Source organism: Azospira sp. APE16, assembly GCF_047901315.1.
Taxonomy (GTDB): Bacteria; Pseudomonadota; Gammaproteobacteria; order Burkholderiales; family Rhodocyclaceae; genus Azospira; species Azospira oryzae.
The window spans coordinates 181,663-197,542 of the sequence record NZ_CP179682.1 but is presented as its reverse complement, the minus strand read 5'-3'; the positions used below and the strand labels follow the sequence as shown (position 1 = coordinate 197,542).

Here is a 15,880-nt window from a genome sequence, read left to right as displayed (position 1 = left end):
GGAGGAGAATCCATGCTGCAACTGGTCATCGGCAACAAGAACTTCTCCTCCTGGTCCCTGCGGCCCTGGCTGCTGCTGAAGCAGGCCGGGCTGCCCTTCCGGGAAATCCCCGTGCGCCTGCGCCAGGCGGACACCAAGGCCCAGATCCTGGCCCACTCGCCCTCCGGCAAGGTGCCGGCATTGATCGATGGCGACCTGACGGTGTGGGATTCCCTCGCCATCTGCGAATACCTGGCCGAGAAGGCCTCCCTGAACCATGTGGACCTGTGGCCCGCCGACCCCAAGGCCCGGGCCGAGGCGCGCAGCGTCAGCGCCGAGATGCACTCCGGCTTTGCCGCCCTGCGCCAACACATGAGCATGGAGGTGGCTGCCAGCCGCCCCGGTGAAGGCCAGACGCCGGAGGTCCTGGCCGACATCGCCCGCATCGCCGCCCTCTGGACTTCCTGCCGGGAGCGCTTCGCCGCGGCCGGCCCCTTCCTCTTCGGCGACTTTTCCGTGGCCGATGCCATGTACGCTCCGGTGGCCTTCCGCTTCCACACCTACGGCGTCGAACTGCCGCCCCTGGCTGCCGCCTACCGGGACACCCTGCTGGCCCTGCCGGCCATGCAGGAATGGGCTGCCGGCGCCCGGGCCGAGGTGGGCGCCTGACCCCGCCCATGCAGATCTACGTCGTCGGCGGCGCCGTGCGCGACCGCCTGCTCGGCCTGCCGGTGCAGGACCGGGACTACGTGGTGGTGGGCGCCGATCCCCAGACCATGCTGGCCCAGGGCTTCAAGCCGGTGGGCAAGGATTTCCCCGTCTTCCTGCATCCCCAGACCCATGAGGAATACGCCCTGGCCCGCACCGAAAGGAAGACCGGCCGGGGCTACGCCGGCTTCGCCTTCCACGCGGCGCCAGACGTGACCCTGGAACAGGACCTGGCGCGGCGGGACCTGACCATCAATGCCATCGCCGAAGGCGAGGACGGCAGCCTCACCGACCCCTACGGCGGGGTCCGGGACATTGCCGCCCGGGTGCTGCGCCATGTGGGCCCGGCCTTTGTCGAAGACCCGGTGCGCATCCTGCGCCTGGCCCGCTTCTCCGCCCGCTTCACTGATTTTTCCGTGGCCCCGGAAACCCTGGCCCTGATGCGGGAAATGGTGGCCAACGGCGAGGTGGACGCCCTGGTGCCGGAACGGGTGTGGCAGGAACTGGCCAAGGGCCTGATGGAGGCCCGGCCCTCGCGCATGTTCGCCGTGCTCAAGGACTGCGGCGCCCTGGCCCGCCTCCTGCCCGAACTGGAGAAGCTCGACGGGGTGCCCCAGCGGGCCGACTACCATCCGGAAATCGACACCTTCGACCACGTCATGCGCGTCATCGACGTCGCCGCCAGCCGCGGCGAGCCGCTGCCGGTGCGCTTCGCCGCCCTGCTGCACGACCTGGGCAAGGGCACCACGCCGGCCGACATCCTGCCCCGGCACATCGGCCACGAGCACCGCAGCGTGGAGCTGGGCGAGGCGCTGTGCGCCCGCCTCAAGGTGCCGGTGGAATGCCGGGACCTGGCCCTGCTCACCGCCCGCTACCACGGCGACATCCACAAATGCCTGGAAATGCGGCCGGCGACCCTGGTCACCCTATTGGAAAAGACCGACGCCTTCCGCCGCCCCGAGCGTTTCGAGCAACTGCTCGCCGCCTGCGCCTGCGACTACAACGGCCGCAAGGACTGGGAGGAGCGCCCCTACGCCAGCCCGGCGCGCCTGCGCACCGCCCTGGCGGCGGCCCGCAGCGTCGATGCGGGGGCCGTGGCCAAGGCCGCCGGCGACCGTTCCCGCATCCCCGACGCCATCCACCAGGCCCGGGCCGGCGCCGTCGCGGCGGCCCTCAGAGAAAACGGCTGAGCAGGGCCAGCAGGGCGGAAAAGACCAGGGTGGAGCCGAAGGGAAAGAAATAGTCCCGGCCGCGCAGGCGCAGATTGACATCCCCGGGCAGGCCCCGCCGCCGCCCCGGCTGGCGGGGCAGGAACAGGCCCAGGAGTATCACCCCCAGGCTCAGGGTCAGAAGCCATTTCAACATTGTGCAGACCTAGACAGGAAAGGTTGGCGCCCACATCCGGCGGCCCCGATTTAACCACGGGAAGCCGGCCCCGCGACACAGAACCAAGGAAAGCCATGATCACCCTCTACACCTGGGGCACCCCCAACGGCCGCAAGGTCTCCATCATGCTCGAAGAGTGCGGCCTGCCTTACGCCGTGCAGCCGGTGGATATCACCCGGGAGCAGCAGTTTGCCCCGGACTTCCTGGCCATCAACCCCAACAACAAGATTCCCGCCATCGTGGACCAGGAGGGCCCCGGCGGCCAGCCCCTGAGCCTGTTCGAATCCGGCGCCATCCTCATCTACCTGGCGGAAAAATGCGGCCGCTTCCTGCCCGTTGCCGGGCCGGAGCGCTATGCCGTGCTGCAATGGCTGATGTTCCAGATGGGCGGCATCGGCCCCATCTTCGGCCAGACCCACCACTTCCTGCGCTTCGCCCCGGCTCCGGTGCCCTACGCCATCGAGCGCTTCCGCACGGAAACGGCCCGCCTCTACGGCGTCCTCGAGGGCCAGCTGCAACGCCAGACCTACGTCGCCGGCGATTATTCCATCGCCGACATGGCCATCTACCCCTGGGTCAGCCGCCACGAATGGCAGGGCATCGACCTGGCGGACTATCCCCAGGTGGCCCGCTGGGCCGCCCTGGTGGGCGAGCGGCCCGCCGTGCGGCGCGGCATGGAGGTGCCCGCCTGATGGACACCCGCGCCCAGGACCAGGTCCTTGAAGTCATTTCCCGCCCGGCCCAAGGCAAGGCCAAGGCCCGGCCCACGCCCCTGCTCTTCGTCCATGGCGCCTTCGCCGGCGCCTGGTGCTGGGACGAGCACTTCCTGCCCTTCTTCTCCGCCGCCGGCTACGACGCCCATGCCGTTTCCCTGCGCGGCCACGGCGGCAGCTGGGGTCACAACAGCATCGACTGGTGGAGCATCCAGGATTACGTCGAGGACGTGCGCCGGGCGGTGGCGGAACTGGAACAGGCGCCGGTGCTGATCGGCCACTCCATGGGCGGCTTCGTGGTGCAGAAGTACCTCGAGCAGGCCCAGGTGCCGGGCGCCGTCCTGATGTGCTCGGTGCCGCCCCAGGGCCTGGTGGGGGCTTCCCTGCAGATGGTCTTCTCCCGCCCGGACCTGCTGGGGGACCTCAACCACCTGCTGGGGGGCGGCCAGGTGGCCAGCCACGTGCTGGAGCAGGCCCTCTTTGCTCAGGACGTGGAGCCGGAGCGCCTGCTGCGCTACTACGGCCACATGCAGAAGGAGTCCCAGCGGGCCATCTGGGACATGTCCCTGTTCAACCTGCCCCAGCTGCTGCGCATGCGGCTGCCGCCCCTGCAGATCATCGGCGCCGAACTGGATGCCCTGGTGCCGGCGGCCCAGGTGAAGATGACCGGGGACACCTACGGCATCACCCCGGAAATCTTCCCCGGCATGGGCCACGGGCTGATGCTGGAACAGGATTGGGAAAAGGTGGCCAGGTCGCTCCTGGCCTGGCTCCAAGGCCAGGGTTTCTGAACCGCGGCACCCAAAACAAACGCCCCGGCAAGCCGGGGCGTTTCGGTATCTGCGACGGCAGGGCCGGGCAGCTCAGGCCGTGGTGTTCACGTTCTTGCCCAGATGGTCGGGCAGATTGACGGTGGACTGGGGCAGGGCCTGGATCAACTGGGCCGCACTGGAAGCCTGGGCATCCAGGGCCTTCTTCAGGACTGCGGTTTGAATCTGGTTGCTGGTCTGGGTTTCCGAAAAACTGGTGGCCAGACTGGCGATGCCATTGACGTCCATGGCGTTCTCCTCGTGGAATTACTATTTCATTCTACGACCAAAATCCGGCTTTCTTGATACCGGAGCAAAAAAATCCCGGAACGGCTCAACCTTTTCCCACCGCGCTCCGTTACACCTCTTACAGGGGGCGACGGGCGCCCCCTCACGGTGAAGGAGAGCAACATGCTGACCATCATGGACATGAGCACGGGCCGCTGCAGCGACGACCTCACCGCCCATTACGACGAAGACGTGCTGAACGCCAACTGGACCGAGCCGCCCCGGCTGGAGCCCCAGCTGCAACTGGTGGCGGCACCGGCACGGCAACCGGGTATCGACCCCGCCCTCTATCTCAACGCCTTCTACGCCGCCCAGGAATAGGCACTTGCCCAGATCACCTCAGTTGCGGCGGGCGCCCCCCGGCGCCACCGCCACCTGGGTGCTGTTATAGGCCTGGGCGTACTGGCGGCTGACCTCCTCCAGCACTTCGGCGATGCGCTCGCTGGTAGTGGCCACATTGCGGGCCTGGCTCTGCCTGTCCGTACCGGCGCCGCTGCCGCCGCCGACCAGGGCCTGGTCGAAGAACAGCCATTGGGTACGCGCCAGTTCCAGGGCATTGCGCACGGCGGCGGTGTTTTCCCGGGCCCCGGCCAGCTCGCCCAGGGCGGTGTTGAATTCACGGCGGGCCTGTTCCGCGTCCACCTGGCGCCCCTGGCTGCGGTCGCCGGCGAAGCCCATCAGATACAGCCGTGCCAGCCGCTGGGCCAGCATGTTCTGCCGCTGGGATAGATCCAGCAGGCGCCCCATATTGCCTTCGCTCTGCTCCTCGATCAGCAGGCTCAGCTTGCCGCTGGCCAGCATCAGGTCGTCGCTGACCGTCAGCACCCGCTGCAGGGCCGGCGTGGTGTAGGGGGATTTCAGGGCCTGCCGCAGCTCCACCCAGAGGGCCTGGGTGCGCTGCAGGGTCGGCGCCATGCGGCTCTGGCGGCTGTAGGGGGCCAGTTCGGCAAGGGCCGTCTCCAGTTGCTGGGTGGCTTTCTGCAACTGATTGCGGGCGCTGTCCGCCTGGATCTGCAGGCCGGCCTGCAGGTAGAGCTTGGCCACGCGCTGGGACTGCAGCCGCAGCTGGCCCACGGCCACCAGGTCGCTGGCCCCGGCAGCCTGGACGGCACCGGAAAGCAGCAGGGCAAAGAGAAACAGTAGCCCCAGGAAGAGGGCACGACTGGCAGCGACGGGGAGCAAGGCAAGGGGCATGACGGCATTCCCGAAAACATCTAGGGGCCGTCAGTAAACACCCTCCGCGTTGCAGGAATATGAAGGGCCGGAACGCTGCCGCTTACAGGGTGTGGCTGCGGTCGCCGCGCTGGAAGCCGAGCAGGGGCTCGGCCAGGCCCTTGCCCAGGGCGATGACCTTGAACAGCTCGCCCATTTCATGGGGCTGCACCAGTTTCTGCACCATGGCCGCGGCCTTGAAGTACTCGCTGCTGCCGGGGGCCAGGCTGGCCAGGCAGTCCAGCAGACCCGCATTCATGAGGAACTGGCCCTGGGCGGTATAGCCCAGCACCTCCAGGCCCGCGGCGAAACCGGCTTCGGCCGCTGCCGTGAAATCCACGTGGGCGGTGATGTCGGTCAGGCCCAGCAGATGAAAGGGGTCCGGGTGGGCATGGTGGCGGTAGTGGCACATCAGGGTGCCGCCGCCCCGTTGGGGATGGTAGAACTCCTGCCGGGGAAAACCGTAGTCCAGCAGCAGCAGGGCACCTTGCTCCAGGATCGGCCCCCAGGAGGCCACCCAGGCTGGCGCCGCGAGGCCGATCTCGCTCATGTAGCCGGCCGGCGGAATGGTGCATTCGGCCGCCAGGGCCTGGGCCCTGACCAGCAGTTCGCCGGTGGCGGGACGTTCGACCCAGGCAAAGCCTGCGGGGCCGATGCCGACGCCCCGCTCGAAAATGCCGCTCTCGCGCCAGGCCACCGCATGCACGGGCATGGCGTCGAGCACCTCGTTGCCCAGCACCAGGCCGGAGAAGCGCTGCGGCAGGTGATCCAGCCATTGCACCCGGTCCAGCAGATGGGGCGCCCGCTGCTCCAGGGTCGCCGCCTGGCGCTGGCGCAGGTCAGGCGACAGGTCCAGGATGGCATAGCTTTCCGGCAGGCTGCCCAGGGCCTCCAGGGCCAGCAGCAGGTCGGCCGCCAGGCGGCCGGTACCGGCCCCGGCCTCGATGATGCGGGGACCGCTGGCCGCCATGATCTGGGCCGCCTGGGGCGCCAGGCTGCGGGCGAAGAGGGGCGACAGTTCGGGGGCGGTGACGAAGTCCCCGTCGGCACCGAACTTGCGCGCCCCGGCCGTGTAATAGCCCAGCCCCGGCGCGTAGAGCGCCAGTTCCATGAACCGGGCGAAGTCGATCCAGCCGTCCCGACCGGCGATTTCGGCGGCGAGGGCATCGGTCAGTCGCTGGCTGTGGGCCAGAGCATCGGCGTCGGGCAGGGGCAAGGCCATGAAAGAAGAAGAAAAAGGGGCGAAAAGAGGGCGGGATGATGGGCCAATCCGCTAAAATTCGCAAACTTCCAAATCCGTTCAGGGCAGTCCATGGACAGCAACGGCAACTTGCAGGGCAAGGCGATTCTGGTGACCGGCGGCGCCAAGCGGGTCGGTGCGGCCATCGCCCGGCGCCTGCATGCCGCCGGCGCCAGTCTGGTGCTGCATTACCGCTCGGCGGCGGCCGAGGCCCGCAGCCTGGCGGCCGAGCTGAACGCCCAGCGGGACGGTTCCGCCGTCTGCATCCAGGCCGACCTGCTGCAGACCTCGGCCCTGCCCGGGCTGGTGGAGCAGTCGGTGACGGCATTCGGCCGTCTGGACGGCCTGGTCAATAACGCTTCCAGCTTTTTCCGCACGCCCCTGGGCAGCATCGACGAGGCGGCCTGGGACGACCTGGTGGGCAGCAACTTCAAGGCCCCCCTGTTCCTCACCCAGGCGGCGGCGCCCCATCTCCGGGCCAGCGGCGGCGCCGTGGTGAACATCACCGACGTCCATGCCGAGCGGCCCCTGGTGGGCTATCCCCTGTATTGCGCCGCCAAGGGCGCCCTGCTCACCCTGACCCGGGCCCTGGCGGCGGAGCTGGCACCGGTGGTGCGGGTCAATGCGGTGGCGCCGGGTCCCATCCTGTGGCCGGAGGGCAGCGACTTCGACAGCGCCGCCCGCCAGGCCATCGTCGCCGACACCCTGCTGGGCCGGGAAGGCAGCCCGGCCGACATCGCCCGGGCCGTGCACTTCCTGCTGGTGGACAGCCCTTACATCACCGGCCAGGTGATCAACGTAGACGGGGGCCGCACGGCCCATCTGTAATCAAGTAACCAGGAATCTCCCGTGGAACGCTCCAACACCCTGCAACGCATTGAAAAATGGCTCCTGCGCGAAACCGGCAAGGCCATCGCCGACTACAACATGATTGAGGAAGGCGACACGGTGCTGGTCTGCGTTTCCGGCGGCAAGGATTCCCATACCCTGCTGCACCTGCTGCGCATCCTCCAGGCCAAGGCGCCGATCAACTTCCGCCTCATCGCCATGAACCTGGACCAGAAGCAGCCCGGTTTCCCGGCCGAGGTGCTGCCGGCCTACTTCGAGAAGACCGGCGTCGATTTCCGCATCATCGAGGCCGACACCTACTCGGTGGTGAAGGAGAAGATTCCCGAGGGCAAGACCACCTGTTCCCTCTGTTCCCGCCTGCGCCGCGGCATCATCTACCGCACCGCCAAGGAGCTGGGCGCCAACAAGATCGCCCTCGGCCACCACCGGGACGACATGGTGCATACCCTGTTCCTCAACCTGATTTTCGGCGGCAAGCTGAAGGCCATGCCGCCCAAGCTGGTCACCGACGACGGCGCCCACGTGGTCATCCGTCCCCTGGCCTACTGCGCCGAGAGCGACATCGCCCGCTACTCCCGGGGCATGGAATTCCCCATCATCCCCTGCAACCTGTGCGGCTCCCAGGACAACCTGCAGCGGCAGAAAATCCGGGAGATGATGCAGGAGTGGGACCAGAAATTCCCCGGCCGCACCGAGGCCGTCTTCAGCGCCCTGCAGAACGTGGTGCCCTCCCACCTGGCGGACACCAAGCTATTCGACTTCAAGGGCCTCAAGGCCGGCCTGACCCCGGCGGCCGAGGGCGACACCCTGTTCGATCCGCCGGAGCTGCCCCCCATGCTGGCGCCCCGGGGGCCCCTGGACGGGGACGATTTTCCGCTGCCCGTAGTGGCTGGGGCCTGAGCCCTTTGCTATGATGCCGGTTCAGGGAAAATCAACATAAATCAATAATATGACGAAGATAATACGTGCAGTTCAGGTAGTTGGAGTCATGCTGTCGCAGTCATTCAGGGGGGTAATGGCATGAGTAGTACCGAATCCGAACTGGCGGTACTGTTTGCCGACATTTCCGGCAGCACCCGGCTCTATGAGAAGCTGGGGGACACGGAAGCCCTGCACGCCGTCGATCGCTGCATCAAGCGCATGGAGCGGGCCGTCGAGGGTTACCAGGGGCGCATCATCAAGACCATCGGCGACGAACTGATGGTGGCCTTCCCCACCGCCGACGCCGCCTTCCAGGCGGCCATGGACATGCAGCAGCGGGTCCTGGACCTGCCGCCGGTTTCCGGGGTCAAGCTCAACATCCGGGTGGGTTTCCATTTCGGCCCCACCATCGAGGAGAACAACGACCTCTTCGGCGACACGGTGAACACCGCCGCCCGCATGGCCGGTCTGGCCAAGGCCGGCCAGATCATCACCAACGCCCAGAGCCTGGCTACCGTCTCGCCGCTGCTGCGGGCCTCGACCCGGGATGTGGACCGGCTGCCGGTGAAGGGCAAGGCCGAGGAAATGCAGATCGTCGAGGTGCTGTGGCAGGAGACCGAGGAGCTGACCATGAAGGCTCCCAGCATCGACCCCACCCAGCCCCTGCGCACCGTGACCCGCCTCTGCGTGCGGCACCACGGCAAGGCCTATCTGCTGGATGACAAGACCTCCACCCTGACCTTCGGCCGCGGCGGCGAGAACGACGTGGTCATCGAGGACCGCAAGGCCTCCCGCAGCCACGCCAAGATCGAACGCCGGCGCGACAAGTACGTGCTGATCGACCAGAGCACCAACGGCACCTTCGTCGCCTTCGAAGGCGAGGCCGAAGTGTTCCTGCGGCGCGAGGAGATCGTCCTGCGCAACAAGGGCCTGGTGGCCTTCGGCCACACCGCCGCCAGCGGCAGCACCGAAATGGAAGTGGCCCAGTTCGAATACCTGTAAGCGGGCCCCAACCAAAACCAACGGCCGGAGGCGTCATGCCTGCCGGCCGTTTCTTTTGGGCCTGTCCCCAAGACAGTCTTCAGATTTCCAGCTTCTTCAGCAGGGCCGGGTTTTTCACCACTTCGGCCCGGCGCCCGGGCGTGGCTTCGTAGAGGGCGGCCGGCGGCGCCTCGTTGAGGCGGGCCAGGCCGGCAGCGCTGCTGCAACGGCTGTCCAGGCCCACCGTCACCTCGCTGCCGGCGGTGGATACCACGCTGAAGCAGGGCTGGCCCAGCTTGCGGTTGAGGGGCGCAAGGACGGCGGCCTGGGCCAGCTCCGCCGTGGCCGGCAGGCTGCCGGACAGCTCCGCCTCCACCACCTCGCCGTCGAGACGGGTGCCCAGCACCGCCCGCAGGCCGTTCATTTCCTGCTGCAACCTGGGCAGCAGGGCCTTGTCGGGCAGGGCGCCGAAGCGGAAGCGGACCTTCTGGCCGGCGAAACGGAAGTGCTGCAGGAAGAAGCTCTTGGAGAACTCCTCGCCCACCAGCCGGCCCACATCCTTCAGGGCCGCCTCTTCCGTGGCCCAACTGCCGTTCTGGGGCAGGGTGGTGTTGAAGTAGATTTCCTCGCCGCTGGCCTGGTCGATGCACTTCACCGTCCACGAAGTGATGACGTACTTTTCGATGGTCAGGCCGGAAGCCTGCAGGGTGGCGGAAAGCTTCTTGAAGCGGGCCTCGCCGACGATGGCGAAATCGGCCCCCGGCTGCCCCTTGGCGGCATCGCCCCAGGTGCGGAAGCCGAAGGACTGGACCCGCTCCTTGAGGATGTTCTCGGCGATGGGGGAACGCACGGCATCGCCGGCTTCACCCCGGGTGTTGATGGTGACGGAGATTTTCGGGTCGCCGTTGTTGCGGATGAAATCCACCCGCTCCTCGGCGGACATCTGGTTGAGGGATTTCTGCACCTCCCGCACCCGCACCACGGCCCGGGTGCCCAGGGTGGCCAGACCGCCGGCCTCCTGCTGTGGCGCCTCTTCCTGCAGCACCGATTCGATGAAGTCGCCGCTGCGGGAAAGCAGGCGGGCAGACAGCAGATCGTAGTAGCGGGAGAGGGAGGCCGGCTGCACGTTGAGGGCCACCGCCTTTTCCACCAACTGGCGGCGGGCATCCTCCCGCAGGGCGGCCTGCAGCAGGGCCGGATCGCCGGCCAGGCGGGAATCGCTGGGATCGGCCACGCCCACGGCAGAAATGACGATGGTGCCGTTGTCGGCCGCCGCTACCGAGGCCGCCGGCAACGCTGCCGGGGAACCCGATCCGTCGCCGCCACGGCCCAGGTACAGGTAGCCGGCACCGGCCGCCACCAGGATCGCCGCCCCCGCCGCCAGGGCATAGGGCAGACGGGATTTGGCAACGGCCTGGGAGGCAGGCGGGACGGACGTCCCGGCCATGCCATGGCTGGAAGGCGCGTCCTTGCTGGCTGCTGGCGATGGCACCACCCGGGTGGCCTCGCTGGCTGCGGCGGGCACCGCCGCTCCGGAGACCAGGGTCCGCTCCGCCTCGGCAGAGAGCAGGGTGACCTCATCGGCCACCAGGGTCGCCTCCTCCTCGGGGCCGCCGGCCATGGCCTGCTGCAGGGCGGCGGCAAATTCCCGGGCGCTCTGGAAACGCTGCTCCGGCCGCTTCGCCAGGGCCTTGCGCACCACCGCATCGAAACGCCGCGGCACCTGCACGTTGAGCTCGGAAGGGGCGATGGGGTCCTCCTTCAACACCTTGTGCATGATGGTGGTGAGCTGGCCGGTGAAGGGCTTTTCCCCGGTGAGAAACTGGTAGAGCAAAACGCCGGCCGAGAACAGGTCGGAACGGCCATCCACCGTCTGCCCCATGAACTGCTCCGGCGACATGTAGGCCGGGGTGCCAAGGACGGAGCCGGCCTGGGTCAGGTTGGAGGATTCGATGCGGGCGATGCCGAAATCCCCCACCTTGGCCTGGCCGTTGTGCAGGATGAAAATGTTGGCCGGCTTGATGTCCCGGTGCACGATGCCGTTGCCGTGGGCGTGGTCCAGGGCGGAGAGCAGCTCGCCCATGAGGCGGGCGATCTCGGTGAGGGAAAAGCGTTCGGACTTGTCGAAATAGTCCTTCAGCTCCCGCCCTTCCACATACTCCATGGCGATGAAGGCGGTGCCCCCGTCCTCGCCGTACTCGTAGATGGCGACGATGTTGGGATGGTTGAGCCGCCCAGCGGCCTGGGCCTCGCGCTGGAAGCGGCTCAGCAGCTCCTGGGCCTCGTCCTTCTCCAGCTGGTCCCGGCGCACGGTCTTGAGGGCCACCCGCCGGGCAATGCCCGGGTCGAAGCCCTCATAGACCACCCCCATGGCCCCCCGCCCCAACTCCCGGCGGACCTCGTACTTGCCCAGCCTTTGTGGCATTGCTTCAGCCATGGCAGCTCCTTGATGGTTACTTCTTGTACTTGCTGTCGATCTCGTACACGTTCTTCTGCACCAGGCGCTGCACCAGGGAATCCAGGGTCAGGCCGCCAGACTGGCCGGAAGAAAAACCCATGACGGAAGTGCCCTTGGAGCCCAGCTCCATTTTCTCCTCGGTGTAGCCGGTTGCCACCTGCTCGGTGGTGTTGGCGTTGATCAGCTTGTAGCGCATGCCGACAATCCACACCCCGGTCGCTTCCTGGGTTTTCACGGAACCCACCACCTCCCCGGCCACGGCGCCGCCCCGGCTGTTGGAGGCAATGGCCACCACGTTACCAATGGCCCGGCCGTCAAAGCCCTGCTGGGCCTGGGCCACCGGCTCCGCCTTGAGGATGTCGAACTTGAGAATCCATTTGGTGGTCTTGAATTTGCCCTTCTGCAGCATCTTCCGGGCCTTGGATGGATCACCCATGGTGTAGGCCAGGGTGAACTCGTTGAGCAGGGGACCTAGGTCGGCCCGCTCCAGCACCTTGAAATTGGCCTTGCCCAGTTCCAGTTCGGCGTAGTCGGCGATGTTGTTGGGGCCGAACTTCTGGGTGAAGCTGGCATTGTTGCTCTTGATTTCGCCGGGGATCACAACGATCTGGGGCCCCTTCTTCGCCGCATTGACGTATTCCACCGGCTTGTACATTGCCTTGTCGGCCATGGCATTGGCCTGATCGGAAGTCGAACTGCCGCAGGTCGCCGACGGGTTGTCGGGATCGCACTTCGACGGATTGGTCTGGCAGGCGGCCAGAACCAGGCCAAAAGAGGAAAGAAGAAGCAGGCGCTGCACACTCATGGAAGACTCCCTGTTTTTATGTACGTATAGGCCGGCCTTGGGCCGGCGCCCCTAGGGCAGCGTTACTTGTACTTGCTGTCGATTTCCCAGACGTTCTTCTGCACCAGGCGCTGCACCATGCTGTCCAGGGTGAGGCCGCCGGAGGCGCCGGAGGAAACGCCCATCACCGACGAGCCCTTGGCTCCCAGTTCCATTTTCTCTTCGGTATAGCCGGTGGCCACCTGTTCGGTGGTGTTGGCGTCGATGATCTTGTAGCGCATGCCGATGATCCACACCCCGGTGTTTTCCTGGGTCTGCACCGAACCGACCACCGTCTCGCCGACGGCCCCGGCCTGGGCCCCGCCCATGGAGCCGGAGAAGGCGCCGAAGACGCCCAGCAGCTTGCCCACGGCACGGCCGTCGAAGCCCTGCTGGGCCTGGGCCACCTGCTCGGCCTTGAGGATGTCGAACTTGACCACGTACTTGGTGGTCTTGAACTTGCCCTTCTGCAGCAGCTTGCGGGCGGCGCTGGGGTCGCCCATGGTGTAGGCCAGGGTGAACTCGTTGAGCAGGGGGCCCATGTCGGAACGTTCGAGGATCTTGAAGTTGGCCTTGCCCAGTTCCAGTTCGGCGTAGTCGGCGATGTTGTTGGGGCCGTACTTCTGGGTGAAGGAGGCGTTGTTGGACTTCACTTCGCCCGGGATGACCACCAGGGCCGGACCCTTCTTCGCCGCATTGGCGTACTCCACCGGCTTGTACATGGCCTTGTCGGCCATTTCGTTGGCCTGCTTGGAGGTGTCGCTGCCGGCGGTGGGCGACGGGCTGTCGAAAACCGGCTGGGCATGGGCCGAACCGGCGCAGGCCAGGGCCAGGGCAATGGGGGCGATGTACTGACGCATGGAAGACTCCGTAGGTTTATTTTTTTGGTTTGCCGGCAGCCCGGCAGTAATCGTTGTAGAGCTTGGCCACGACCTCCTCGGCCTGCTCATGGACCAGCTCCAGGGCCATGCCGGCGGTGTCGCTGCCGGAATAGGACTCGGCCTTGGCCGTGGCGGTGGAAATGGTGCGGCCGTCCGCCGCCGCCAGGGTGAAATGCATGGTCACATAGACCTCGGGCAGGCGCACCACCGGGTTGTAGGCGGTGCGGGTGGAAACCCCGCCCTTGAGCACGAAGGCGGCGCCCAGCTTGCTGGAAGCGGCCAGGGCCGCATCCGGGTCGTTGCGGAAATAGGCCTCCATCTCGGCCTGGGCGATGCGGGCCCGCTGCTCCTCGGCGGTGTAGGTCTTCAGGCCCAGGGCCTTCAGCTTTTGGTTGATCACGGCGGCATGGCGGCCGTATTTGCTGCCCTGCAGCTGGTAGCCGTCGGCCGTCTGGTCGGCCAGGGCCACCAGGATGCCCTGGTTGCGCAATGCCGCCTTGCAGGGAACGGCCAGATGCTGGGCGATGCGGCCGCGGCGGCCCTCCTCCTCGGCAGCACCCTGCTTCTCGTCCTCGGCAAAACTGAAGGCCCGGGCGCCGCCGGTTGCCGCCAGCAGCAGGCCGCAGCAGAGCAGGCGGGAAGCGGCACGCAGGGGGGCAGGCTTCATCTCGGGGCTCCAGGGAAAGTCCCCGGCATCAACGCCGGGGCAGGTGGAATGGGGCAGGCCATTCTGTCAAAAAAAATGCCAGCCTTCAATCGGCTGGCATTTTTGCGGGAAGTCCGCCCCGGGCTTACTTGGCAGCCTGGCTGTCGGCTTCGCACTTCTTGATGAAGGAGGCCTTGGCGGCACCGGCCAGCTTCTTCTCCGCGGCCTTGGACTGGCACTCCGCATTGGCGGCGGGAGCGTCGGCGGTCTTGCCGGAGAGGCAGGTCTTCATAAAGCCCTTGCGCTCGTCACCTTTGAGGCCCTTCTCGCCGGCTTCCTTGTTGCAGTTTTTCATGCGCTCCTGCTGGGGCGTCGGCGCTTTGGCCGCGTCGGCGGCGCCGGCAACGGGAGCCAGGCCGATACAGGCCAGGGAACACAGGGCTAGCAGCATCTTTTTCATGGTGTCTCCGTCAGTGGTCAGGCAGGGCTTACCACTATGCGTTCGTCAAATATCGTCGTCAAGCAGCAGCTTCTGCTGCCGGGTGATGAATTCCTGCATGTTGTCGATGCCGCGCAGCTGCAGGATGCTGTTGCGCACCGCCGCCTCCAGCAGCACCGCCAGGTTGCGCCCGGCGGCCACCGGAATGACCACCTTGCGCACGGCCACGCCGAGGATCTCCTGGGTCTGGGCATCCAGGGGCAGGCGCGGCGCATCCACCCCGGCTACCGGCTTCTGCAGGTGCACGATCAGCTTGAGCTTCATTTTCCGCCGGGAGGCGGTCTCGCCGAAGATGGTGCGGATGTTGAGCAGGCCCAGGCCCCGCACTTCGAGGAAGTCCCGCAGCATGCCCGGGCAGCGGCCCTCGATGGTGGCGGGGGCGATGCGGGCCAGTTCCACCACGTCGTCGGCGACCAGGCCGTGGCCCCGAGAAATCAGCTCCAGGGCCAGTTCGGACTTGCCGACGCCGGAATCGCCAGTAATGAGGACGCCCATGCCCAGCACGTCCATGAAGACGCCGTGCACCGACACCGTGTCCGCCAGGCGGCGGGACAGGTAGATGCGCAGCAGGTCGATCACGGCCGAGCAGGGTTTGGCGGTGGTGAACAGGGGGGTACCAGTGCTCTCGCAGCCCTCCAGCACCGCCGGCAGCACTTCCAGGCCCTCGGCGACGATGACGGCGGGGGGCTGGGCGGCGAAGATTTCGTTCATCTGCGCCTTGAGGCGCTCCGGATTGACCCGGCTCAGCCACTGGTACTCGGCGGCACCGATGACCTGCAGGCGTTCCGGGTGGATCAGGTTGAGGTGGCCGACCACGTCGGCGCCGTAGTTGCCCCGCTCCCGGATCTCGATGGAGCGTTCGGCACCCTGGGCCGCGACCCAGGTCAGGGACAGCTTGTCCTGGTGGTCCTCAAACAGCTGGCTGATGGAGATTTGCCGCATGGTTCCCCCAGTCGGTGAACAGGCGGTGGGCGTCGTCGGTGTTGTCGCAGGCGCCCAGGGCCTCGCGGAAGGCCCGGTCGGAGAAACGCTGGGCCAGCTCGGAAAGAATCTGCAGATGCTGCTCGGTAGCCTGTTCCGGCACCAGCAGCACGAACATCAGGCCGACGGGCTTGCCGTCGGGGGAATCGAAAGGCACCGGGACGGACAGGCGCATGAAGGCGCCGGCGGCATCCTTGAGCCCCTTGATGCGGCCGTGGGGAATGGCAACCCCCTGGCCGAGGCCGGTGGAACCCAGTTTTTCCCGGGCGAAGAGGCTGTCGAAAACCGTGGCCCGGGCGATGCCCAGGTTGTTCTCGAACAGCAGTCCGGCCTGCTCGAATGCCCGCTTCTTGCTGCTGGCTTCGAGGTCCAGCAGGATGTGGGCGGGAGGGAGGAGTTTGGCGATCAGATCCATGGGGCGGGAACCTTCCCCGAACAGCGGGATGGCGGCGGCAGGGCCGGTTGGAGACTGGGATTCAGGCAGGATACCAGGCGAAAAGTGGCGG

The 15,880-nt window shown here is 67.0% G+C and carries 19 protein-coding genes; 8 read left to right on the top strand and 11 right to left on the bottom strand.

The annotated features are described in order from the left end of the window. Nucleotides 1-15: 15 nt before the first annotated feature. Complete coding sequence (locus ACLSSQ_RS01005) at nucleotides 16-648, top strand: glutathione S-transferase family protein (protein WP_416244272.1); 633 nt, start codon at nucleotides 16-18, stop codon at nucleotides 646-648. 8 nt (nucleotides 649-656) lie between these two features. Further along, nucleotides 657-1,877 carry a multifunctional CCA addition/repair protein gene (locus tag ACLSSQ_RS01000; protein WP_130459708.1) on the top strand — a complete coding sequence of 407 codons (1,221 nt, stop codon included), beginning with the start codon at nucleotides 657-659 and terminating at the stop codon, nucleotides 1,875-1,877. On the opposite strand, the gene ACLSSQ_RS00995 is transcribed toward ACLSSQ_RS01000, so the two are convergent. Beyond that, nucleotides 1,861-2,052, bottom strand: coding sequence for a DUF2905 domain-containing protein (locus tag ACLSSQ_RS00995; RefSeq protein ID WP_130459707.1), 192 nt, complete (start codon nucleotides 2,050-2,052; stop codon nucleotides 1,861-1,863). The two genes, ACLSSQ_RS01000 and ACLSSQ_RS00995, sit on opposite strands and share 17 nt — an antisense overlap. Nucleotides 2,053-2,147: 95 nt before the next feature. Here ACLSSQ_RS00995 and ACLSSQ_RS00990 point away from each other — a divergent pair, with 95 nt between their 5' ends. Together ACLSSQ_RS00990 and ACLSSQ_RS00985 are read left to right on the top strand one after the other, a co-directional pair. Next, on the top strand, nucleotides 2,148-2,765 hold the full coding sequence (locus tag ACLSSQ_RS00990; protein WP_416243536.1) for a glutathione S-transferase family protein: 618 nt from the start codon (nucleotides 2,148-2,150) through the stop codon (nucleotides 2,763-2,765). Next, on the top strand, nucleotides 2,765-3,577 hold the full coding sequence (locus tag ACLSSQ_RS00985) for an alpha/beta hydrolase (protein ID WP_014235799.1): 813 nt from the start codon (nucleotides 2,765-2,767) through the stop codon (nucleotides 3,575-3,577). The genes ACLSSQ_RS00990 and ACLSSQ_RS00985 overlap by 1 nt, the downstream gene beginning before the upstream one ends. Nucleotides 3,578-3,649: 72 nt before the next feature. Here ACLSSQ_RS00985 and ACLSSQ_RS00980 read toward each other — a convergent pair whose 3' ends face one another. Next, nucleotides 3,650-3,844 carry a YjfB family protein gene (locus tag ACLSSQ_RS00980; RefSeq protein WP_014235800.1) on the bottom strand — a complete coding sequence of 65 codons (195 nt, stop codon included), beginning with the start codon at nucleotides 3,842-3,844 and terminating at the stop codon, nucleotides 3,650-3,652. Nucleotides 3,845-4,006: 162 nt separating this feature from the next. Here ACLSSQ_RS00980 and ACLSSQ_RS00975 point away from each other — a divergent pair, with 162 nt between their 5' ends. Then, nucleotides 4,007-4,204, top strand: a complete 198-nt coding sequence (locus tag ACLSSQ_RS00975; protein WP_416243535.1) for a hypothetical protein — start codon at nucleotides 4,007-4,009, stop codon at nucleotides 4,202-4,204. A gap of 18 nt (nucleotides 4,205-4,222) precedes the next feature. Here ACLSSQ_RS00975 and ACLSSQ_RS00970 read toward each other — a convergent pair whose 3' ends face one another. Both ACLSSQ_RS00970 and ACLSSQ_RS00965 read right to left on the bottom strand, forming a co-directional pair. Then, a complete protein-coding gene (locus ACLSSQ_RS00970) occupies nucleotides 4,223-5,077 on the bottom strand; it encodes a type IV pili methyl-accepting chemotaxis transducer N-terminal domain-containing protein (protein WP_416243534.1) in 855 nt (284 codons plus the stop codon). An 82-nt stretch (nucleotides 5,078-5,159) separates the two neighbouring features. Continuing rightward, entirely contained in the window at nucleotides 5,160-6,317 is a 1,158-nt protein-coding gene (locus ACLSSQ_RS00965) for a class I SAM-dependent methyltransferase (RefSeq protein ID WP_416243533.1), read from the bottom strand. 90 nt (nucleotides 6,318-6,407) lie between these two features. Here ACLSSQ_RS00965 and ACLSSQ_RS00960 point away from each other — a divergent pair, with 90 nt between their 5' ends. The 3 genes from ACLSSQ_RS00960 to ACLSSQ_RS00950 all read left to right on the top strand — a co-directional run bounded on the left by ACLSSQ_RS00960 (nucleotide 6,408) and on the right by ACLSSQ_RS00950 (nucleotide 9,107). Continuing rightward, nucleotides 6,408-7,163 (top strand): pteridine reductase, encoded by a 756-nt coding sequence (locus ACLSSQ_RS00960; protein ID WP_014235804.1) that lies wholly within the window; start codon nucleotides 6,408-6,410, stop codon nucleotides 7,161-7,163. Between the two features lie 21 nt (nucleotides 7,164-7,184). Further along, nucleotides 7,185-8,084, top strand: coding sequence for a tRNA 2-thiocytidine(32) synthetase TtcA (ttcA, locus tag ACLSSQ_RS00955; RefSeq protein ID WP_014235805.1), 900 nt, complete (start codon nucleotides 7,185-7,187; stop codon nucleotides 8,082-8,084). Between the two features lie 120 nt (nucleotides 8,085-8,204). Continuing rightward, complete coding sequence (locus ACLSSQ_RS00950) at nucleotides 8,205-9,107, top strand: adenylate/guanylate cyclase domain-containing protein (protein WP_014235806.1); 903 nt, start codon at nucleotides 8,205-8,207, stop codon at nucleotides 9,105-9,107. 79 nt (nucleotides 9,108-9,186) lie between these two features. Here the strand turns inward: ACLSSQ_RS00950 and ACLSSQ_RS00945 are convergent, their stop codons facing one another. From ACLSSQ_RS00945 to ptsN, 7 genes are all read right to left on the bottom strand, one after another. Then, nucleotides 9,187-11,523, bottom strand: a complete 2,337-nt coding sequence (locus tag ACLSSQ_RS00945; protein WP_416243532.1) for a serine/threonine-protein kinase — start codon at nucleotides 11,521-11,523, stop codon at nucleotides 9,187-9,189. Nucleotides 11,524-11,539: 16 nt separating this feature from the next. Further along, nucleotides 11,540-12,349 (bottom strand): hypothetical protein, encoded by an 810-nt coding sequence (locus ACLSSQ_RS00940; protein ID WP_416243531.1) that lies wholly within the window; start codon nucleotides 12,347-12,349, stop codon nucleotides 11,540-11,542. 62 nt (nucleotides 12,350-12,411) lie between these two features. Then, nucleotides 12,412-13,227, bottom strand: coding sequence for a hypothetical protein (locus ACLSSQ_RS00935; protein WP_130459700.1), 816 nt, complete (start codon nucleotides 13,225-13,227; stop codon nucleotides 12,412-12,414). Between the two features lie 16 nt (nucleotides 13,228-13,243). Beyond that, nucleotides 13,244-13,915, bottom strand: a complete 672-nt coding sequence (locus tag ACLSSQ_RS00930; RefSeq protein ID WP_130459699.1) for a hypothetical protein — start codon at nucleotides 13,913-13,915, stop codon at nucleotides 13,244-13,246. A gap of 124 nt (nucleotides 13,916-14,039) precedes the next feature. After that, on the bottom strand, nucleotides 14,040-14,354 hold the full coding sequence (locus ACLSSQ_RS00925; protein ID WP_130459698.1) for a PsiF family protein: 315 nt from the start codon (nucleotides 14,352-14,354) through the stop codon (nucleotides 14,040-14,042). Nucleotides 14,355-14,399: 45 nt separating this feature from the next. Beyond that, nucleotides 14,400-15,335 (bottom strand): HPr(Ser) kinase/phosphatase, encoded by a 936-nt coding sequence (gene hprK, locus ACLSSQ_RS00920; protein ID WP_014235811.1) that lies wholly within the window; start codon nucleotides 15,333-15,335, stop codon nucleotides 14,400-14,402. Then, complete coding sequence (ptsN, locus tag ACLSSQ_RS00915; RefSeq protein WP_416243530.1) at nucleotides 15,304-15,789, bottom strand: PTS IIA-like nitrogen regulatory protein PtsN; 486 nt, start codon at nucleotides 15,787-15,789, stop codon at nucleotides 15,304-15,306. Before ptsN ends, hprK begins: the two co-directional genes overlap by 32 nt. Nucleotides 15,790-15,880 lie beyond the last annotated feature (91 nt).

Bases quoted from the DNA above. Each gene is read 5' to 3' on its own strand.
- ACLSSQ_RS01000 (WP_130459708.1), top strand. From the start codon at position 657: ATGCAGATCTACGTCGTCGGCGGCGCCGTGCGCGACCGCCTGCTCGGC.
- ACLSSQ_RS00995 (WP_130459707.1), bottom strand. From the start codon at position 2,052: ATGTTGAAATGGCTTCTGACCCTGAGCCTGGGGGTGATACTCCTGGGC.
- ACLSSQ_RS00990 (WP_416243536.1), top strand. From the start codon at position 2,148: ATGATCACCCTCTACACCTGGGGCACCCCCAACGGCCGCAAGGTCTCC.
- ACLSSQ_RS00985 (WP_014235799.1), top strand. From the start codon at position 2,765: ATGGACACCCGCGCCCAGGACCAGGTCCTTGAAGTCATTTCCCGCCCG.
- ACLSSQ_RS00980 (WP_014235800.1), bottom strand. From the start codon at position 3,844: ATGGACGTCAATGGCATCGCCAGTCTGGCCACCAGTTTTTCGGAAACC.
- ACLSSQ_RS00975 (WP_416243535.1), top strand. From the start codon at position 4,007: ATGCTGACCATCATGGACATGAGCACGGGCCGCTGCAGCGACGACCTC.
- ACLSSQ_RS00970 (WP_416243534.1), bottom strand. From the start codon at position 5,077: ATGCCCCTTGCCTTGCTCCCCGTCGCTGCCAGTCGTGCCCTCTTCCTG.
- ACLSSQ_RS00965 (WP_416243533.1), bottom strand. From the start codon at position 6,317: ATGGCCTTGCCCCTGCCCGACGCCGATGCTCTGGCCCACAGCCAGCGA.
- ACLSSQ_RS00960 (WP_014235804.1), top strand. From the start codon at position 6,408: ATGGACAGCAACGGCAACTTGCAGGGCAAGGCGATTCTGGTGACCGGC.
- ACLSSQ_RS00950 (WP_014235806.1), top strand. From the start codon at position 8,205: ATGAGTAGTACCGAATCCGAACTGGCGGTACTGTTTGCCGACATTTCC.
- ACLSSQ_RS00945 (WP_416243532.1), bottom strand. From the start codon at position 11,523: ATGGCTGAAGCAATGCCACAAAGGCTGGGCAAGTACGAGGTCCGCCGG.
- ACLSSQ_RS00940 (WP_416243531.1), bottom strand. From the start codon at position 12,349: ATGAGTGTGCAGCGCCTGCTTCTTCTTTCCTCTTTTGGCCTGGTTCTG.
- ACLSSQ_RS00935 (WP_130459700.1), bottom strand. From the start codon at position 13,227: ATGCGTCAGTACATCGCCCCCATTGCCCTGGCCCTGGCCTGCGCCGGT.
- ACLSSQ_RS00930 (WP_130459699.1), bottom strand. From the start codon at position 13,915: ATGAAGCCTGCCCCCCTGCGTGCCGCTTCCCGCCTGCTCTGCTGCGGC.
- ACLSSQ_RS00925 (WP_130459698.1), bottom strand. From the start codon at position 14,354: ATGAAAAAGATGCTGCTAGCCCTGTGTTCCCTGGCCTGTATCGGCCTG.
- hprK (WP_014235811.1), bottom strand. From the start codon at position 15,335: ATGCGGCAAATCTCCATCAGCCAGCTGTTTGAGGACCACCAGGACAAG.
- ptsN (WP_416243530.1), bottom strand. From the start codon at position 15,789: ATGGATCTGATCGCCAAACTCCTCCCTCCCGCCCACATCCTGCTGGAC.